At 72.7% G+C, this 17,370-nt stretch carries 2 protein-coding genes; both read left to right on the forward strand.

Annotated elements, in window-relative coordinates; genetic code table 11:
• Positions 1–86: 86 nt before the first annotated feature.
• The gene (locus K3769_RS34475; protein ID WP_267030154.1) at positions 87–14,222 is read left to right on the forward strand and encodes a type I polyketide synthase; all 14,136 of its coding nucleotides are present in this window, start codon (positions 87–89) and stop codon (positions 14,220–14,222) included.
• Between the two features lies 1 nt (position 14,223).
• Positions 14,224–17,340 (forward strand): type I polyketide synthase, encoded by a 3,117-nt coding sequence (locus K3769_RS34480; protein ID WP_267030155.1) that lies wholly within the window; start codon positions 14,224–14,226, stop codon positions 17,338–17,340.
• Positions 17,341–17,370 lie beyond the last annotated feature (30 nt).

Raw genomic sequence — 17,370 nt, forward strand, 5'->3', positions numbered from 1 at the left:
CGTGACCACGGTTTTCACGCAGGGGATCGACCGCCGGTACCCGTAGCCCTGTCTGTTCTTCTCAGCAACTGTTGGGGGAGGTCCTGGTGAAGGACGTCGACAACTTCCGGTCCCGCGCGCCACGCGCCGACGACGACGCGCCGACGCCACGCGAAGCGGAGCACGAGGCGGAGGAGACCGCTCGCGAGCCCATCGCCGTCGTGGGTGTGTCATGCCGCTTGCCCGAAGCCCCGGACCCCCGCGCCTTCTGGGCCCTGCTGCGCGACGGCAGGAGCGGCATCACCGATGTGCCGGCCGACCGCTGGGACGCGCACCGGCTCCTCGACGAGGACGCCACGGCCCCCGGCAGGATCACCACCGCACGCGGCGGCTACCTGGACGACATCGCGGGATTCGACGCCGACTTCTTCGGGGTCGCCCCCAACGAGGCCGCGATGATGGATCCCCAGCAGCGGCTGACGCTGGAACTCGGCTGGGAGGCGCTGGAGGACGCCGGCATCGTCCCCGGAGACCTCGCGGGAACACGGACCGGCGTCTTCGTGGGAACCATCTGGGACGACTACGCCATCCGGCTCTACAAGCACGGAACCCGTCGCATCGACCGCCACTCCATGACGGGGCTGCACCGCAGCATCATCGCCAACCGCCTCTCCTACACGCTCGACCTCAACGGCCCCAGCCTCGCCGTCGACACGGCCCAGTCCTCGTCTCTGGTGGCCGTGCACCTGGCCGCGGAGAGCCTGCGCGCCGGGGAGTGCACGCTGGCGCTCGCGGGCGGCGTGAACCTCGCGATCACCCCGGAGAGCACGATCGGCTCGACCAAGTTCGGCGGCCTGTCACCGGACGGACTGTGCAGGACCTTCGACGCCCGGGCCAACGGCTACGTCCGCGGCGAAGGCGGCGCCTACCTGGCACTGAAGACACTGTCCCGGGCGGTGACGGACGGCGACCGGATCTACTGCGTCATCGAGGGCAGCGCCGTCAACAACGACGGCTCCACGCCCGGCCTGACCGTACCCAGCGCACGAGCCCAGGAGGAGGTCGTCCGCCACGCGCACGCGCGCGCCGACACCCGCCCGGGGGACGTCCAGTACGTCGAGCTGCACGGCACCGGCACCCGCGTGGGCGACCCCATCGAGGCGGCCGCCCTCGGTGCCGCCCTCGGCACCGGCCGCTCCGCCGGCTCCCCCCTGCACGTGGGGTCCGCGAAGACCAACGTCGGCCACCTGGAAGGCGCGGCCGGGGTGGTCGGCCTGCTGAAGACGGTCCTCAGCATCTGGCACCGCGAGCTGCCCCCCAGCCTCAACTTCGAGACGCCCAACCCCGACATCCCCTTCGACGACCTCAGACTGCGCGTCCAGCAGGACCTCACGCCCTGGCCCCAACCCGACCGTCCCTTGATCGCCGGCACCAGCTCCTTCGGCATGGGCGGCACCAACTGCCATGTCGTCCTGCGCGAGTGGACGCGGGATGTGGGTGTCCCGGATGTGGGTGTTCCGGGACCGGTGGTGGTGGGGGAGGGGGCGTTGCCGTGGCCGGTGTCGGCGAAGTCCTCGGTGGCGTTGGCGGAGCAGGCGCGGCGTTTGTTGGAGTATCTCGACCGTGCTCCCGGGGTGACACCGGCCGAGGTCGGCCGCGCGCTGGCGACGAACCGCTCCCTGTTTGATCACCGGGCGGTGTTGATCGGTCGTGAGCCGGGTGACTTCCGGGCGGCGTTGGGTGCGCTGTCGGCGGGTGAGCCTTCTGCCCGGGTGGTTACCGGTGCTGCTGCGGTCCGGCCGGGTGGGACGGTGTTCGTGTTTCCCGGTCAGGGTTCGCAGTGGGTCGGTATGGGTGTGGAGTTGATGGCTGTGAGTCCGGTTTTTGCCGGGCATCTTGCGGCGTGTGCGGCGGCGTTGGAGCCGTTCACCGGCTGGAACCTGGTTGATGTCCTTCGTCGGGCCGGGGGTGCTCCTGTTCTGGAGGGCGATGGTGTTGTCCAGCCTGCGTTGTGGGCGGTGATGGTGTCGCTGGCCCGGCTGTGGGAGGACCTGGGGGTCATTCCGGATGCGGTGGTGGGTCATTCTCAGGGTGAGATCGCCGCGGCGCATATTGCGGGGGTGTTGTCGTTGGAGGATGCGGCGCGTGTGGTGGCGTTGCGTTCGCGGGCTTTGGTGGGTATTGCGGGTGGGAGTGGCATGGTTTCTTTGCCGCTTCCTGTGGCTGAGGCTTCGGAGCTGATCGCGGGGTGGCGGGGGCGGTTGGTGGTGGCGACGGTCAACGGGCCGTCGGCGACGGTGGTGGCCGGTGACATCGGCGCTGTCGAGGAGTTGTTGGCGCACTGCGTGGTCGAGGGTGTGCGTGCTCGCCGCGTTCCCATCGATTACGCCTCGCACACGTCTCATGTGCACCCGTTGCGTGAGCGGTTGCTTGAATTGCTGGCTCCGGTGGAGGCGCGGTCGGCGACTGTCGCGTTCTATTCCACGGTGGAGGGTCATCTTGGCGGGCCGGTGGCCGACACCACGGTGATGGGTGCGGAGTACTGGTACGACAACCTGGCCACCGCTGTCCATTTCCAGAGTGCCACGGACGCGCTGCTGGACGATGGGCACACCCTGTTCGTCGAGGTCAGCCCCCACCCGGTGCTCACCCACGCCCTCCAGGAGACCGCCGGGGACCGTACTGGCGCCGGTGAGGTCGTCGTCACCGGCACTCTGCGCCGCGACGACGACACGTGGCAGCGCATGCTGACTTCGCTGGCCACCGTCCACACCCACGCCGCCGTCGACTGGTCGGCCTTCTTCCCCGCCACCCGGCCCACCCGCCTCGACCTGCCCACCTACCCCTTCCAACGACAGCGCCACTGGATCGACCTGCCGACGGCCGGCCTCGCCGACACCGACACCGACACGGGCTCCGAGCCGACCGCGGACCAGCCCGAGGGCATTGCTCCCGCCGAGGCCGGTGCGTCGTCGCCTTTGCTCGACCGCCTCACCAAGGTCTCCCGGACCCAGCAGGAACAGATCCTCACCGACCGGATCCGTGCCGAGGTCGCCCTCATCACCGGACGGGTCACCCCGCAGACGGTGGACGGCGACCGCACGTTCAAGGACTTCGGGTTCGACTCCTTCGCCTCCGTCGAACTGCGTAACCGCCTCAGTGCCCTCACCGGCCTGGAGCTCCCGTCGACGCTGCTGTTCAACCACCCGACGCCCGCAGACGTCGCCCGCCATCTGCGGACCGAGCTGGTGGGTTCCGCGGAGACGGGAGACACCGCTCCCGGTGCCCGGACCCCGGCCGACGCGGACGAACCCCTCGCCATTGTGGGCATGGCCTGCCGCTACCCGGGAGACGTGCGCACCCCCGAGGACCTGTGGCGCCTGGTCAGTGATGGCGTCGACGCCATCACCGACTTCCCCGCCGACCGCAACTGGGACACCGACAAGCTTCTCGATCCCGACCCGGACCGGCTCGGCACCTCCTACGTCACCAAGGGCGGATTCCTGTCCGACGCGGCGGCGTTCGACCCCGCGTTCTTCGGGATCGGCCCGCGCGAGGCCACCGCGATGGACCCCCAGCAGAGGCTGCTCCTGGAGACCTCCTGGGAGGCGATCGAGCGGGCGGGCATCGACCCGACCACGCTGCGCGGCAGCCAGACCGGCGTCTTCGTCGGCGCGACCACCCAGGAGTACGGCCCTCACCTGCACGACGGTGTCGCCGGCTTCGACGGGTACCTGCTGACCGGCAACACCGCGAGCGTCGCCTCGGGCCGCATCGCGTACGCCCTCGGTCTGCAGGGTCCGGCAGTGACGGTGGACACCGCGTGCTCCTCCTCACTGGTATCGATGCACATGGCGGCCCAGGCGCTGCGCAACGGCGACTGCGATCTCGCGCTGGCCGGCGGCGTCGCCGTGATGGCTACCCCGGGCATGTTCGTCGAGTTCAGCCGGCAGCGCGGGCTCGCGGCGGACGGGCGGTGCAAGGCGTTCGCCGAGGCGGCGGACGGCACGGCCTGGGCGGAGGGCGTGGGCCTGCTGCTGCTGGAGCGGCTCTCCGAGGCGCGGCGCAACGGCCACCGGGTGCTGGCGGTGGTGCGCGGCTCGGCGATCAACCAGGACGGCGCGAGCAACGGCCTCACGGCCCCCAACGGGCTCTCCCAGGAGCGTGTCATCCGCCACGCCCTGGCCGGCGCCGGCCTGTCGGCGCAGGAGATCGACGCCGTCGAGGCGCATGGGACCGGGACCGCTCTCGGTGACCCCATCGAGGCACAGGCGCTACTGGCCACGTACGGCAAGGACCGGCCCGGGGACCGGCCGTTGTGGCTGGGCTCGCTGAAGTCGAACATCGGCCACTCCCAGGCCGCGGCGGGCGTGGGTGGCGTCATCAAGATGGTCATGGCCATGCGGCACGGCACCCTGCCCCGGACCCTCCACGTGGACCGGCCGTCCTCGCACGTGGACTGGTCCGAGGGGGCGGTGGAACTCCTCACCGAAAGCCGGCCGTGGCCGGAGAGCGGCCACCCGCGACGCGCCGCCATCTCGTCGTTCGGCATCAGTGGCACCAACGCCCACCTCATCGTGGAACAGGCTCCCCGGGATGTGGGTGTCCCGGATGTGGGTGTTCCGGGACCGGTGGTGGTGGGGGAGGGGGCGTTGCCGTGGCCGGTGTCGGCGAAGTCCTCGGTGGCGTTGGCGGAGCAGGCGCGGCGTTTGTTGGAGTATCTCGACCGTGCTCCCGGGGTGACACCGGCCGAGGTCGGCCGCGCGCTGGCGACGAACCGCTCCCTGTTTGATCACCGGGCGGTGTTGATCGGTCGTGAGCCGGGTGACTTCCGGGCGGCGTTGGGTGCGCTGTCGGCGGGTGAGCCTTCTGCCCGGGTGGTTACCGGTGCTGCTGCGGTCCGGCCGGGTGGGACGGTGTTCGTGTTTCCCGGTCAGGGTTCGCAGTGGGTCGGTATGGGTGTGGAGTTGATGGCTGTGAGTCCGGTTTTTGCCGGGCATCTTGCGGCGTGTGCGGCGGCGTTGGAGCCGTTCACCGGCTGGAACCTGGTTGATGTCCTTCGTCGGGCCGGGGGTGCTCCTGTTCTGGAGGGCGATGGTGTTGTCCAGCCTGCGTTGTGGGCGGTGATGGTGTCGCTGGCCCGGCTGTGGGAGGACCTGGGGGTCATTCCGGATGCGGTGGTGGGTCATTCTCAGGGTGAGATCGCCGCGGCGCATATTGCGGGGGTGTTGTCGTTGGAGGATGCGGCGCGCGTGGTGGCGTTGCGTTCTCAGGCCCTGATCGGGATCGCGGGCCGCAGTGGCATGGTTTCTTTGCCGCTTCCTGTGGCTGAGGCTTCGGAGCTGATCGCGGGGTGGCGGGGGCGGCTGGTGGTGGCGACGGTCAACGGGCCGTCGGCGACGGTGGTGGCCGGTGACATCGGCGCTGTCGAGGAGTTGTTGGCGCACTGCGTGGTCGAGGGTGTGCGTGCTCGCCGCGTTCCCATCGATTACGCCTCGCACACGTCTCATGTGCACCCGTTGCGTGAGCGGTTGCTTGAATTGCTGGCTCCGGTGGAGGCGCGGTCGGCGACTGTCGCGTTCTATTCCACGGTGGAGGGTCATCTTGGCGGGCCGGTGGCCGACACCACGGTGATGGGTGCGGAGTACTGGTACGACAACCTGGCCACCGCTGTCCATTTCCAGAGTGCCACGGACGCGCTGCTGGACGATGGGCATTCGCTGTTTGTTGAGGTCAGTCCGCATCCGGTGCTCACGCACTCTCTTCAGGAGACGGCCGGGGCGCGTGCGGGTGCGGGTGAGGTGGTGGTCACGGGCACTCTGCGCCGCGACGACGACACGTGGCAGCGCGTGCTGACGTCGTTGGCCACCGTCCACACGCATGCCGCTGTCGACTGGTCGGCCTTCTTCCCCGCCACCGGGTCCACCCGCCTCGACCTGCCCACCTATCCCTTCCAACGACAGCACTACTGGATCGACCTGCCCGGCAGTGCGGCGGACGCGGCCGCGGTGGGGCAGGCGGTGCTCGCGCACCCGCTGCTCGGCGCGGCCGTGGAACTGGCGGGGACGGACGTCACCGTGCTGACCGGCCGGGTGTCGCTGCAGACACACGGCTGGCTGGCCGACCACGCGATCTCCGACACCGTTCTGCTGCCGGGTACGGCCTTCGTCGAGATGGCGCTCCGCGCGGGGGACGAGGTGGACTGCGACCGACTTGAGGAACTCACCCTGAAGGCACCGCTCGTCCTGCCGGCCACCGGCGGCGTTCAGCTGCGCGTCGAAGCGGCCGAGCGCGACGACTCCGGTCGGCGCTCCGTGAGCGTCTACTCCCGGCCCGACGCCGAGGGGACGGGTGCGCTCTGGACCTGCCATGCCACGGGTGTCCTAGTCACGGGCGGGCCGGCGTCAACGCCGTGGGACGCCCGGGCGTGGCCGCCGGACGGCGCGCTTCCAGTGGATCCCGACGACCTCTACCCGGCGCTGGCCGCCCTCGGCTACCAGTACGGCCCCGCGTTCAGGGGAGTGCGGAACCTGTGGAAGCGGGGTGACGAGGTGTACGCCGAGGTGGCGCTGCCCGAGGAGCGGCACCCCGAGGCGGCGGCCTTCGGCATCCACCCCGCGCTGCTCGACGCGGCCCTGCACGCCGGGCTCAGCCCGCAGGCCGGGGCCGGGCGGGAACCGGAGCGGCCGAGGCTGCCGTTCGTCTGGTCCGACGTACGTCTGTACGTGGCCGATGCCAGGAACGTGCGGGTGCGGCTCGCCCCGAACGGTCCGGACGCCCTCGTGGTGGAGCTCGCCGACACCGAGGGCGCGCCCGTCGCGTCGATCGGCTCCCTGGTGATGCGCCCCGCCGACCCCGGGAAGCTCGGCGGAGCACCGGGCGGACACCACGACGCGCTGTTCCGCATGGAGTGGGTGAAGCGGGAGGTGCCGACCGCAGCCGCCACACCGGCCGGCCCGTGGGCACTGGTGGGCGACGACCCGTTCGGGCTCGCCACCGTCGGGGACGCCGCATCCGTGCGGCGGTACGCCGACCTGCCCGCGCTCGCCGACGCGTTGGAGGCGGATCCGGGGACCGTCGGCACCACCTCGGCCACGGACCCGACGTCCGACCCGAGGCCCGCGTCCGTGCTGTCCTGCCGGCCGCCCGGCGAGGACGCCGCCGCTGGCGACCCTGCCGCCGTACGGGCCGAACTGCTCAAGGCGCTGTCCCTGGTGCAGTCATGGCTCGCCGAGGAGCGGTTCGCCGACACCAGGCTCGTGGTGGTCACCCGTGGCGCGGTGGCGGTCGCCGACGCGGAGCGGCCGGATCTCGCCTCCGCACCGGTGTGGGGCCTGCTGCGCACCGCGCAGACGGAGAACCCTGGCCGGTTCGTCCTCGTCGACGTCGACGAGGACGAGCGTTCGCTGCGCGCCCTGCCCGCCGCGCTCGCGGACGGGGAGACGCAGTTCGCGCTGCGCGGGGGAGAGGTCGTCGTACCCCGCCTGGTGCGGACCGGTGGCACGTCGGCCTCCCCCGGCGAGCGGCCGGCGGGACGCCCGGACGTGAGTGTGCCGGCCGGCTGGGATCCGGAGGGCACGGTGCTGATCACCGGCGGCACCGGCACCCTGGGCGGGCTCTTCGCGCGGCACCTGGTGACCGCGTACGGGGCCCGGCGGCTGCTGCTGGTCAGCCGTCGCGGGCCCGCCGCCGCGGGCGCCGCGGAACTGGTCGAGCGGCTGACCGGGCTGGGGGCGACGGCCGTGGCGGTGGCGTGCGATGTCTCCGACCCGCAGGCGCTGTCCGGTCTGCTGGAGGGCATATCGGACGAGCACCCGCTGACCGCGGTCGTGCACACGGCGGGTGTCCTGGACGACGGCCTGGTCTCCACGCTGACGCCCGAGCAGTTGGAGGCGGTGCTGCGGCCCAAGGCGGACGCGGCATGGCACCTGCACCGGCTCACCCAGGGGCAGAACCTGGCGGCGTTCGTGCTGTTCTCCTCGGTGATGGGCGCGCTCGGCGGCGCCGGACAGGGCAACTACGCGGCCGCGAACGTCTACCTCGACGCCCTGGCCGTCCACCGCCGGGCACAGGGACTCGCGGCCACGTCGCTGGCCTGGGGTCTCTGGGACGAGCGCGGCGAGCTGACGGCGGATCTCAGCCGGGCGGACCTGGCCCGCATGGCCCGCATGGGGCTGCTGCCCCTGCGGTCCGACGAGGGACTCGCCCTGTTCGACACGGCGAGTGTCCGGGACGAACCGACGCTCGTCCCGGCACGCCTCGACACCGAGCGGCTCGCCCGCGCCGACACCGGTGCGCTGCCCGCGGTCCTCGGCTCACTGGTGCGTCCCCGTCGCGCACGCCGCGCCGCCGCGGCCGGTTCGTTCGGCGCCGTCGGCGGGCCGCGGTTCACCGGGGGCGCCGACGCCGAGCGCGAACTCATGGAGGCGGTACGCGCCCACACCGCGACCGTGCTCGGGCACGCGACACCGGAGGCGGTGCGGGCGGACAGCAGGTTCAAGGACATCGGCTTCGACTCGCTGGCCTCGGTGGAGTTGCGCAACCGCTTGAGCAAGGCCTTCGGTGTGCGCCTTTCGGCGACAGCGGTCTTCGACCATCCGACGCCGGCCGCGATGGTGCGGCACCTGCGCGGTGAACTGCTCGGGGAGACCCCGCCGGCCGCCCGCCCCGTGGCCGCGTCCGCCGCGCTGGACGAGCCCGTCGCCATCGTGGGTATGAGCTGCCGCCTTCCCGGCGGCGTGGCGTCCCCCGCGGACCTGTGGGAGCTGGTGATGTCCGGCGGTCACGGGATCTCGGGCCTGCCGACAGACCGCGGCTGGGACCTTGAGGGGCTCTACGACCCCGACCCCGACCAGCGGGGCAAGAGCTACGTCCGCGAGGGCGGCTTCCTCTACGACGCGGGCGAGTTCGACGCCGACTTCTTCGGCATCGCGCCCCGCGAGGCGCTCGCCATGGACCCGCAGCAGCGGCTGCTGCTGGAGGTCGCCTGGGAGGCGTTCGAGCGGGCGGGCATACGCCCGGAATCGGTGCACGGCAGCCGGACGGGTGTCTTCGTCGGTGCCATGCCCCAGGAGTACGGCTCGCTGCTGCACGAGGCCACGGACGGCCTCGACGGCCTCATGCTGACCGGCAAGACGACCAGCGTGCTCTCCGGCCGGCTCGCCTACTTCCTCGGCCTGGAGGGCCCGGCGCTCACCATCGACACGGCGTGCTCGTCCTCGCTGGTGGCGCTGCACCAGGCGGCGCACGCGCTGCGTCAGGGGGAGTGCACCCTCGCGGTGGCCGGCGGTGTGGCGGTGATGTCCACCCCGGGCGTGCTCACCGAGTTCAGCCGTCAGCGCGGGCTGGCGCCCGACGGGCACATCAAGTCCTTCGCGGCTGCCGCGGACGGCACGGGCTGGAGCGAGGGCGTCGGAATCCTGCTGCTGGAGCGGCTCTCCGACGCGCGGCGCAACGGCCATCGGGTGCTGGCGGTGGTACGCGGCTCGGCGGTCAACCAGGACGGCGCGAGCAACGGCCTGACCGCACCCAACGGGCCGTCCCAGGAGCGCGTCATCCGCCAGGCCCTCGCCAACGGCCGGCTGACCCCGCAGGAGGTCGACGTGGTCGAGGCGCACGGCACGGGCACCAGACTGGGCGACCCGATCGAGGCGCAGGCCCTGATCGCCACCTACGGCCGGAGCCGGCCCGAGGACCGGCCGCTGTGGCTGGGCTCGCTGAAGTCGAACATCGGCCACAGCATGGCGGCCGCCGGCGTCTCCGGTGTGATCAAGATGGTGATGGCCCTGCGGCACGGGGTGCTCCCCCGCACACTGAACGTGGACGAGCCGACCCCGCACGTCGACTGGAGCGCGGGAGCGGTGGAACTGCTCACCGAGGAACGCCCCTGGCCCGACACCGGACGTCCGCGGCGCGCGGGGGTCTCCTCGTTCGGCATCAGCGGTACCAACGCCCACCTCATCGTGGAACAGGCCCCGCAGGACGACGCCGGCGATGGTGCGGACGGGGGCGTCCCGGTCGACGGCACGCCGGAGCCGGCGGTGGTGACGGACGGGGCGCTGCCATGGCCCGTGTCGGCGAAGTCACCGGCTGCGCTGGCGGAGCAGGCCCGGCGGTTGCTGGAGCATCTCGACCGCACTCCCGGGGCGACACCGGCCGAGATCGGCCACGCGCTGGCGACGAACCGCTCCCTGTTCGAGCACCGGGCGGTGGTGATCGGCCGTGAACCGGCCGACTACCGCGCCGCGCTGGCCGCGCTGGCCGCCGGCGAGCCGTCACGGCTGGTGGTCACGGGCACGGCGGCCGCCCAGCCGGGCCGGACGGTCTTCGTGTTCCCGGGCCAGGGCTCGCAGTGGGCCGGCATGGGCGTGGAACTGACGCGCACCTCGCCGGTGTTCGCCGCGCACCTCACCGCGTGCGCTGCGGCCCTGGAGCCGTACACCGGCTGGAACCTTCTCGACGTGCTCGACCAGGCACCGGGCGCCCCCGCCCTGGACCGGGTCGACGTCGTGCAGCCGGCGCTGTGGGCGATGATGATCTCCCTCGCCCGGCTGTGGGAACACCTGGGCGTCACTCCCGACGCCGTGGTGGGCCATTCCCAGGGGGAGATCGCCGCCGCGCACATCGCCGGCGTGCTGTCGCTGCAGGACTCCGCGCGCATCGTGGCCCTGCGCTCCCGGGCCATCACCGACATCGCGGGCCACGGCGGCATGGTCTCCCTGCCCTTGGCCGTGGCGGACGCCGAGGAAACCATCGGCCGATGGGCGGGACGGGTGGTCGTCGCCGCGGTCAACGGGCCGTCGGCCACCGTGGTCGCCGGGGACGCCGACGCGCTGGCGGAGGTCGTCGCACACTGCGAGGACGCGGGCATCCGGGCCCGGAGGATCCCGGTGGACTACGCCTCCCACACCCCGCACGTCGAGGCGCTCCACGACCGGCTCCTGGACCTGCTGGCCCCGGTGCGCCCGCGCCGGGCCGAGGTGGCGTTCCACTCGACGGTGGGCGACCACGCCGGGGGCGCGATGAGCGACACGACGGCGATGGGCGCGGCGTACTGGTACGAGAACCTGCGGACCCCGGTGGCCTTCGAGGCGACCACGCGGGCCCTGCTGGACGACGGGCACACCCTGTTCGTCGAGGTCAGCCCCCACCCGGTGCTCACCCACCCCCTCCAGGAGACCGTCGAGAACCACACGAAGGCGGAGGTCGCCGTCACCGGCACCCTGCGCCGCGACGACGACACCTGGCGGCGCGTGCTGACCTCGCTGGCCACCGTCCACACCCACGCCACGTCCGACTGGTCGCGCTTCTACCCGGCCACTCTGCCCACCCACCTCGACCTGCCGACCTACCCCTTCCAACGGCAGCACTACTGGAGCCGGCAGACCACGGGCAGCGCCGATCCCCGCGCCCTGGGCCTGCACGCCGCCGACCACGGGCTGCTCGGAGCCGCCGTCGCCCTCGCGGACGGCGACCGCCACGTCTTCACCGGGCACCTGTCGCTGCGGGGCCACCCCTGGCTGGCCGACCACGCCGTCCACGGCACGCCCCTGCTGCCCGGCACCGCCTTCGTCGAACTGGCCCTGCACGCCGGGCAGGCCACCGACACCGCGGACCTGGAGGATTTCACCCTCGAAGCGCCCCTCACCCTCCCGGCCACCGGCGGCCTCCAGTTGCAGGTGCACGTGGAGGCGGCCGACGACCACGGTCGCCGAGCCCTCACCATCCACTCCCGGCCCGACGACGCCACACCCGACCGGTCCTGGACCCGCCACGCCACCGGCACCCTCGCCCCGCAGCCGCCCGCCGCGCCCGACCCGGCCGCATGGGCGGACCTGGCGGCCTGGCCGCCGGCCGGCGCCACTCCCGTACCGACCGACACCTTCTACGACCGTCTCACCGACCGCGGCTACCAGTACGGCACCGCCTTCCAGGGCCTGACGGCCCTCTGGCGCCGCGACGACACCCTGTACGCCGAGGTCGCCCTCCCCGCGGACGACACCCCCGGTGCCGGCCACTACGGCATCCACCCCGCGCTCTTCGACGCCGCGCTCCACCCGATCATCGGCACCGGCCCCGAGCAGGACCCGGAGCAGGTCCTGCTGCCGTTCGCCTGGTCGCACGTCCGCCTGCACGCCGTGGGCGCCCGCGCGCTGCGCGTGCGGATCGCCCCCGCCGACGCGGGGACGCTGCGGATCAGCCTGGCCGACCCCGCCGGGCAGCCGGTCGCCGAAGCGGCGTCGCTGGCCATGCGACCCATCAGCACCGGGCAGTTGGCCAAGGCCGTCACGGCGGGAGGGGAGAGCCACCTGTTCCGCCTGGCGTGGACTCCCGCGGCCGTCCAGGAGACACGGACCACCGACCGCGTGGCGTTCCTGGGCGCCGCCCTTCCCGAGGCCCTGGCCGCCTCGCTGCCCGGTGGGGCCGCGGCCGACTGCCATGAGGGGCCGGCGTCACTGGCGGCGGACGGTACCGATCCCCTTCCAGACGTGGTCATCGCCACCGGCCTCCTGGGGCGCTCCGGTGCGGACGGTGACGTCCCCCGCTCCGCCCGAGAGGCCGTCCAGTACGCCGTCGACCTGATCCAGGCGTGGCTGGCCGAGGAGCGCCTGGCCGACAGCCGGCTCGTGTTCGTCACCAGGCGAGCCGTCGCCGTCCGACCCGGCACCGACTCGCCCGAGCCGGCGGACGCCGCCGTCTGGGGACTGATCCGCACCGCCGAGACCGAGAACCCCGGCTGCTTCACCGTGATCGACCTGGCCGACGAGCACGCCGTCCCCGCCGAGTCCTTCCGCGCGGCGCTGGCGAGCGGCGAGCCGCAGGTGGCCCTGTGCGCCGACGACCCGCAGGTGTACGTCCCCCGGCTCGTGCGGGAGACCCCGCCGGCCACGGAGGCGGACACCATGCCGGAGCCCGCCGCGGGCGGCACGGTCCTCATCACCGGTGGCACGGGCACCCTCGGCGCGCTGTTCGCCCGCCGGTATGCCTCGGCCGGGCGGGCCGGACATCTGCTGCTGGCCGGCCGGCGCGGTCCGGACGCACCGGGCGCGCCCGAACTCGCCGCGGAACTCACCGGGATGGGGGTGAAGGTCACCATCGCCGCCTGCGACACCGCCGACCGCGACGCCCTGGCCGCGCTCCTGGCGGCCATCCCCGGGGAACACCCGCTGACCGCCGTCGTACACACCGCCGGGCTCCTCGACGACGGCACCGTCACCTCCCTGACGGCGGAGCGGATCGAGCGCGTGTTCCGCCCCAAGGCCGACACCGCCTGGCACCTGCACGAGCTGACCCGCGGCACGGACCTCGCCGAATTCGTTCTCTTCTCCTCCGCGGCGGGCGTCCTGGGCACGCCGGGCCAGGGCAACTACGCCGCGGCCAACGTCTTCCTGGACGCACTGGCCGAACACCGCCGGGCCGCCGGGCTGCCCGCCACCTCCCTGGCCTGGGGACTGTGGTCGGACAGCAGCGGCATGACAGGCCACCTGGACGACGTCGACCTGAGCCGGATGGCCCGCCTCGGCATCAAACCCCTCACGGCGGCGGAAGGGATGGCGCTGTTCGAGACGGCCCGGGCCACGGACGCCGCCTGTCTGGTCCCGGCCAGGATCGTCCCCGCCCTGCTCCGGCCCCACCTGGAGACCGGCACTCTGCCCGCCGTCCTCCGGGGCCTGGTGCGCACCGGCGTCCGCAGAGCTGCCGCGGCCACCGCGACCGGTGCCACCCCACTCCGCGATCGCCTGGCCCGCCTGTCGCCCGAGGAGGCCGAGGACACCCTCGCCACCCTCGTCCGCACCGACATCGCGCTGGTCCTGGGCCACAGCACGCCCGACACCGTCCACCTCGACAAGGCGTTCAAGGACATCGGCTTCGACTCGCTGACCGCGGTCGAACTGCGCAACCGACTGGCGTCGTCGACCGGGCTGCGGCTGGCCCCCACGCTCGTCTTCAGCTACCCGACCCCCCGAGAACTGGGACGGCACCTGCTCGGCCTGCTGCGCACGGCGGGGGACGACGGCCCGGCCGAGGACGCGCAGATCCGACAGGTGCTGCGGACCGTCCCGATCGAGAAACTCCGCAGCGCCGGCGTCCTGGACCTGGTCCTGGCGCTCGCCGACCCGCCCGCGCCGACCACCGCCGGCCAAGAGCAGGACACCGGCACGGCGGACACCGGCACCGACGTACTGGCCGCCCTGGACCTGGACGCACTCGTGGACCTGGCCCTGGACGAGAGGGGTAACTGACATGGACGACTCCGCGGAGCGCGCGGCGGAGGGCGGGGACCGGGTCCAACGGGCCCTCCGCGCGCTGCTGGAGGAACGCGACCGCCTGCGACGGGAGAACGAGGCCCTCAAGGCCGGCCGCGGCGAGCCGATCGCCGTGGTCGCCATGGCGTGCCGCTACCCGGGAGGCGTGGCCACGCCCGAGGCGCTGTGGGACGTCGTTCGCGACGGCAGGGACGTGGTGGACGAGTTCCCGCAGGACCGGGGATGGCCGGACCTGTACGACCCGGACCCCGACACGCTCGGCAGCTCGTACGTGCGGCACGGAGGATTCCTGACGGACGCCGCCGCCTTCGACGCGGGGTTCTTCGGCATCAGCCCCAAGGAGGCACTGGCGATCGACCCCCAGCAGCGCCTGCTCCTTGAGACGTCGTGGGAGGCCTTCGAACGGGCGGGCATCGTCCCCGCCGACGTACGCGGCGCCGAGATCGGTGTCTTCTCCGGAGTGAGCGCCCCCGAGTACGGCATGCGCTTCCTGGAGGCCGGCGCCAACGAACTGGAGGGCTACCTGCTGCAAGGCAGCGCCCTGAGCGTGGCCTCCGGCCGCGTGGCCTACGAGCTCGGCCTGACGGGCCCGGCGATGACCGTGGACACGGCGTGCTCGTCGTCGCTGGTGGCCGTTCATCTGGCGATGCAGTCGCTGCGCTCGGGTGAGTGCTCGCTCGCCCTGGCGGGCGGGGCGGCGGTGATGGCGACGCCCGCGCTCTTCGTGGAGTTCTCCCGGCAGCGCGGCCTGTCGCCCGACGGCCGGTGCCGGTCCTTCGCGGACCAGGCGGACGGGACCGGCTGGTCCGAAGGGGTGGGGGTGCTGCTGCTGGAGCGGCTCTCCGACGCCCGCCGCAACGGCCATCCGGTACTGGCCGTCCTGCGCGGCTCCGCCGTCAACCAGGACGGGGCCAGCAACGGGCTGACCGCTCCCAACGGCCTCGCCCAGGAGAAGGTGATCCGCAAGGCGCTGGCCAACGCGGGACTGCGGGCCTCCGAGGTGGACCTGATCGAGGCCCATGGCACCGGGACCACGCTGGGCGACCCCATAGAGGCGGGCGCCCTGCTGGCGACCTACGGGCAGGGGCGTGCCGAGGGCAGGCCGCTGTGGCTGGGGTCCCTGAAGTCGAACATCGGTCACTCCATGGCCGCCGCCGGGGTGGGCGGGATCATCAAGGCCGTGCTGGCCGTGCGGCATCGGCAGCTCCCGAAGACACTGCACGTGCAGACGCCCTCACAGCACGTTGACTGGTCCTCCGGCGCGGTCGAACTGCTGGCGGAGGGGCGGGAGTGGACCCGCGCGGACGGTCCGCGGCGGGCCGGTGTGTCGTCGTTCGGGGTCAGCGGCACCAACGCGCACGTCGTCCTGGAAGAGGCCCCGGAACAGGAACAGGAACAGGAACAGAGGCAAGAGGGTGTCGTCGGCGGCCTCGTGCCGTGGGTGCTGTCCGGCAGGACCGCGGGGGCCGTGGAGCGGCAGGCACGCAAGCTGCGCGACTTCGCCGCCGCCGACGAGGACCTCGATGTCACCGACGCCGCTTGGTCGTTGGTGACCGGCCGGACCCGCTTCGAGCACCGCGCGGTGGTCCTGGGCCGGAACCGGGAGGAGCTGCTGAGCGGCGTGACGTCGCTCGCCGACGGACAGGAGTCCGCCGTGGTCGTGCGCGGCACGGCCGCGGAACGCGGTGGGACGGTCTTCGTGTTCCCCGGACAGGGGTCGCAGTGGGCCGGCATGGGGCGTCAGCTGTACGACACCTTCCCTGTCTTCGCGCGCAGCCTCGACGCGTGCGCGGCCGCTCTGGCCGAGTGGGTCGACTGGTCGCTGCTCGACGTGGTGCGCGGCGCCCCCGGGGCACCGACGCTGGACCGGGTGGACGTGGTTCAGCCGGCCCTGTTCTCCGTGATGGTGTCCACGGCCGCCCTGTGGCGTTCCTGGGGCGTGGAACCGGCCGCGGTGGTGGGGCACAGCCAGGGCGAGATAGCCGCCGCCCACGTGTGCGGCGCCCTGTCCCTGCGCGACGCCACCCGAGTCGTGGCGCTGCGCAGCAAGGCCCTGGTGGACCTGATCGGTCATGGCGGGATGGCGTCGGTCGCCCAGTCGGCGGACCGGGTGGAGGACCTCCTCGCGCCGTGGCGGGACCGGGTCGGAATCGCCGTCGTCAACGGCCCCCGCTCCGTGGTGGTGTCCGGGGAACCGGACGCGCTCGACGAGTTCGTCGAGAAGATGACCGCCGAAGGCGTGCAGGCCAAGCGGATCAAGGTCGACTACGCCTCCCATTCCCCCCATGTGACCCGGGTCCGCGACCGCGTGATCGACGCGCTGTCCGACGTGAGCCCGGCCACCTCGGCCCTGCCCTTCTGCTCGACCCTGTACGGCGAGATCACCGACACCGCGGCGCTGAACGGTGACTACTGGTACACCAACCTGCGCGAGAAGGTGCTCTTCGAGCCCTCCGTCCGGCGGCTGGCGGGCGACGGTTTCCGGGTGTTCGTCGAGATGAGCCCGCACCCCGTGCTCACCGGCCCCGTGCAGGAGATCGTCGAAGATCTGGACGACGCGGTGGTCCTGTCCTCGGCACGACGCGACCGCGGCGAGGCGGAGGCCGTGCTCGGCTCACTGGCCCGGTTCCACGCCGAGGGCGGGACGGTGGATTGGGACGCCCTGCTCGGGACCCGCAAGAGGGTGGACCTGCCGACGTACGCCTTCCAGCGGCAGCGCCACTGGCTGAACTCCTCGCCCGCCGGGGTGAGGGCGCAGGTGCCCGTGCTGCACACGCCCGCGGTGGACGACGAGCCCGTCGCCCTGCGGGACCGGCTGGCCGCGCTTTCCGACGACGAGGCGACGGCACTCGTCCTGGATCACGTCCTCACCCGGGTCGCGGTCGTGCTCGGGCACGCCTCCGGCGAAGCCGTCGACCCCGACCAGGAGTTCAAGGACATCGGCTTCGACTCACTGCTCTCGGTACAGCTGAGCAAGGGCCTGGCCGCGTCGACCGGGCTCAAGCTGAGAGCGGGCCTGGTCCTGCGACACCCGACCCCCAGACGGGTCGCCGGGCATCTCATGACGTCGATGACCGGTCGTGACCGGCGGTGAACCCCACGGCATGCACGGGACGCCTCCGGT

It is taken from the genome of Streptomyces ortus (assembly GCF_026341275.1).
GTDB classification, from domain to species: domain Bacteria; phylum Actinomycetota; class Actinomycetes; order Streptomycetales; family Streptomycetaceae; genus Streptomyces; species Streptomyces ortus.

What these genes read in the sequence shown, in the direction of transcription:
- K3769_RS34480 (WP_267030155.1), top strand. Translation starts at nt 14,224, where the DNA reads ATGGACGACTCCGCGGAGCGCGCGGCGGAGGGCGGGGACCGGGTCCAA.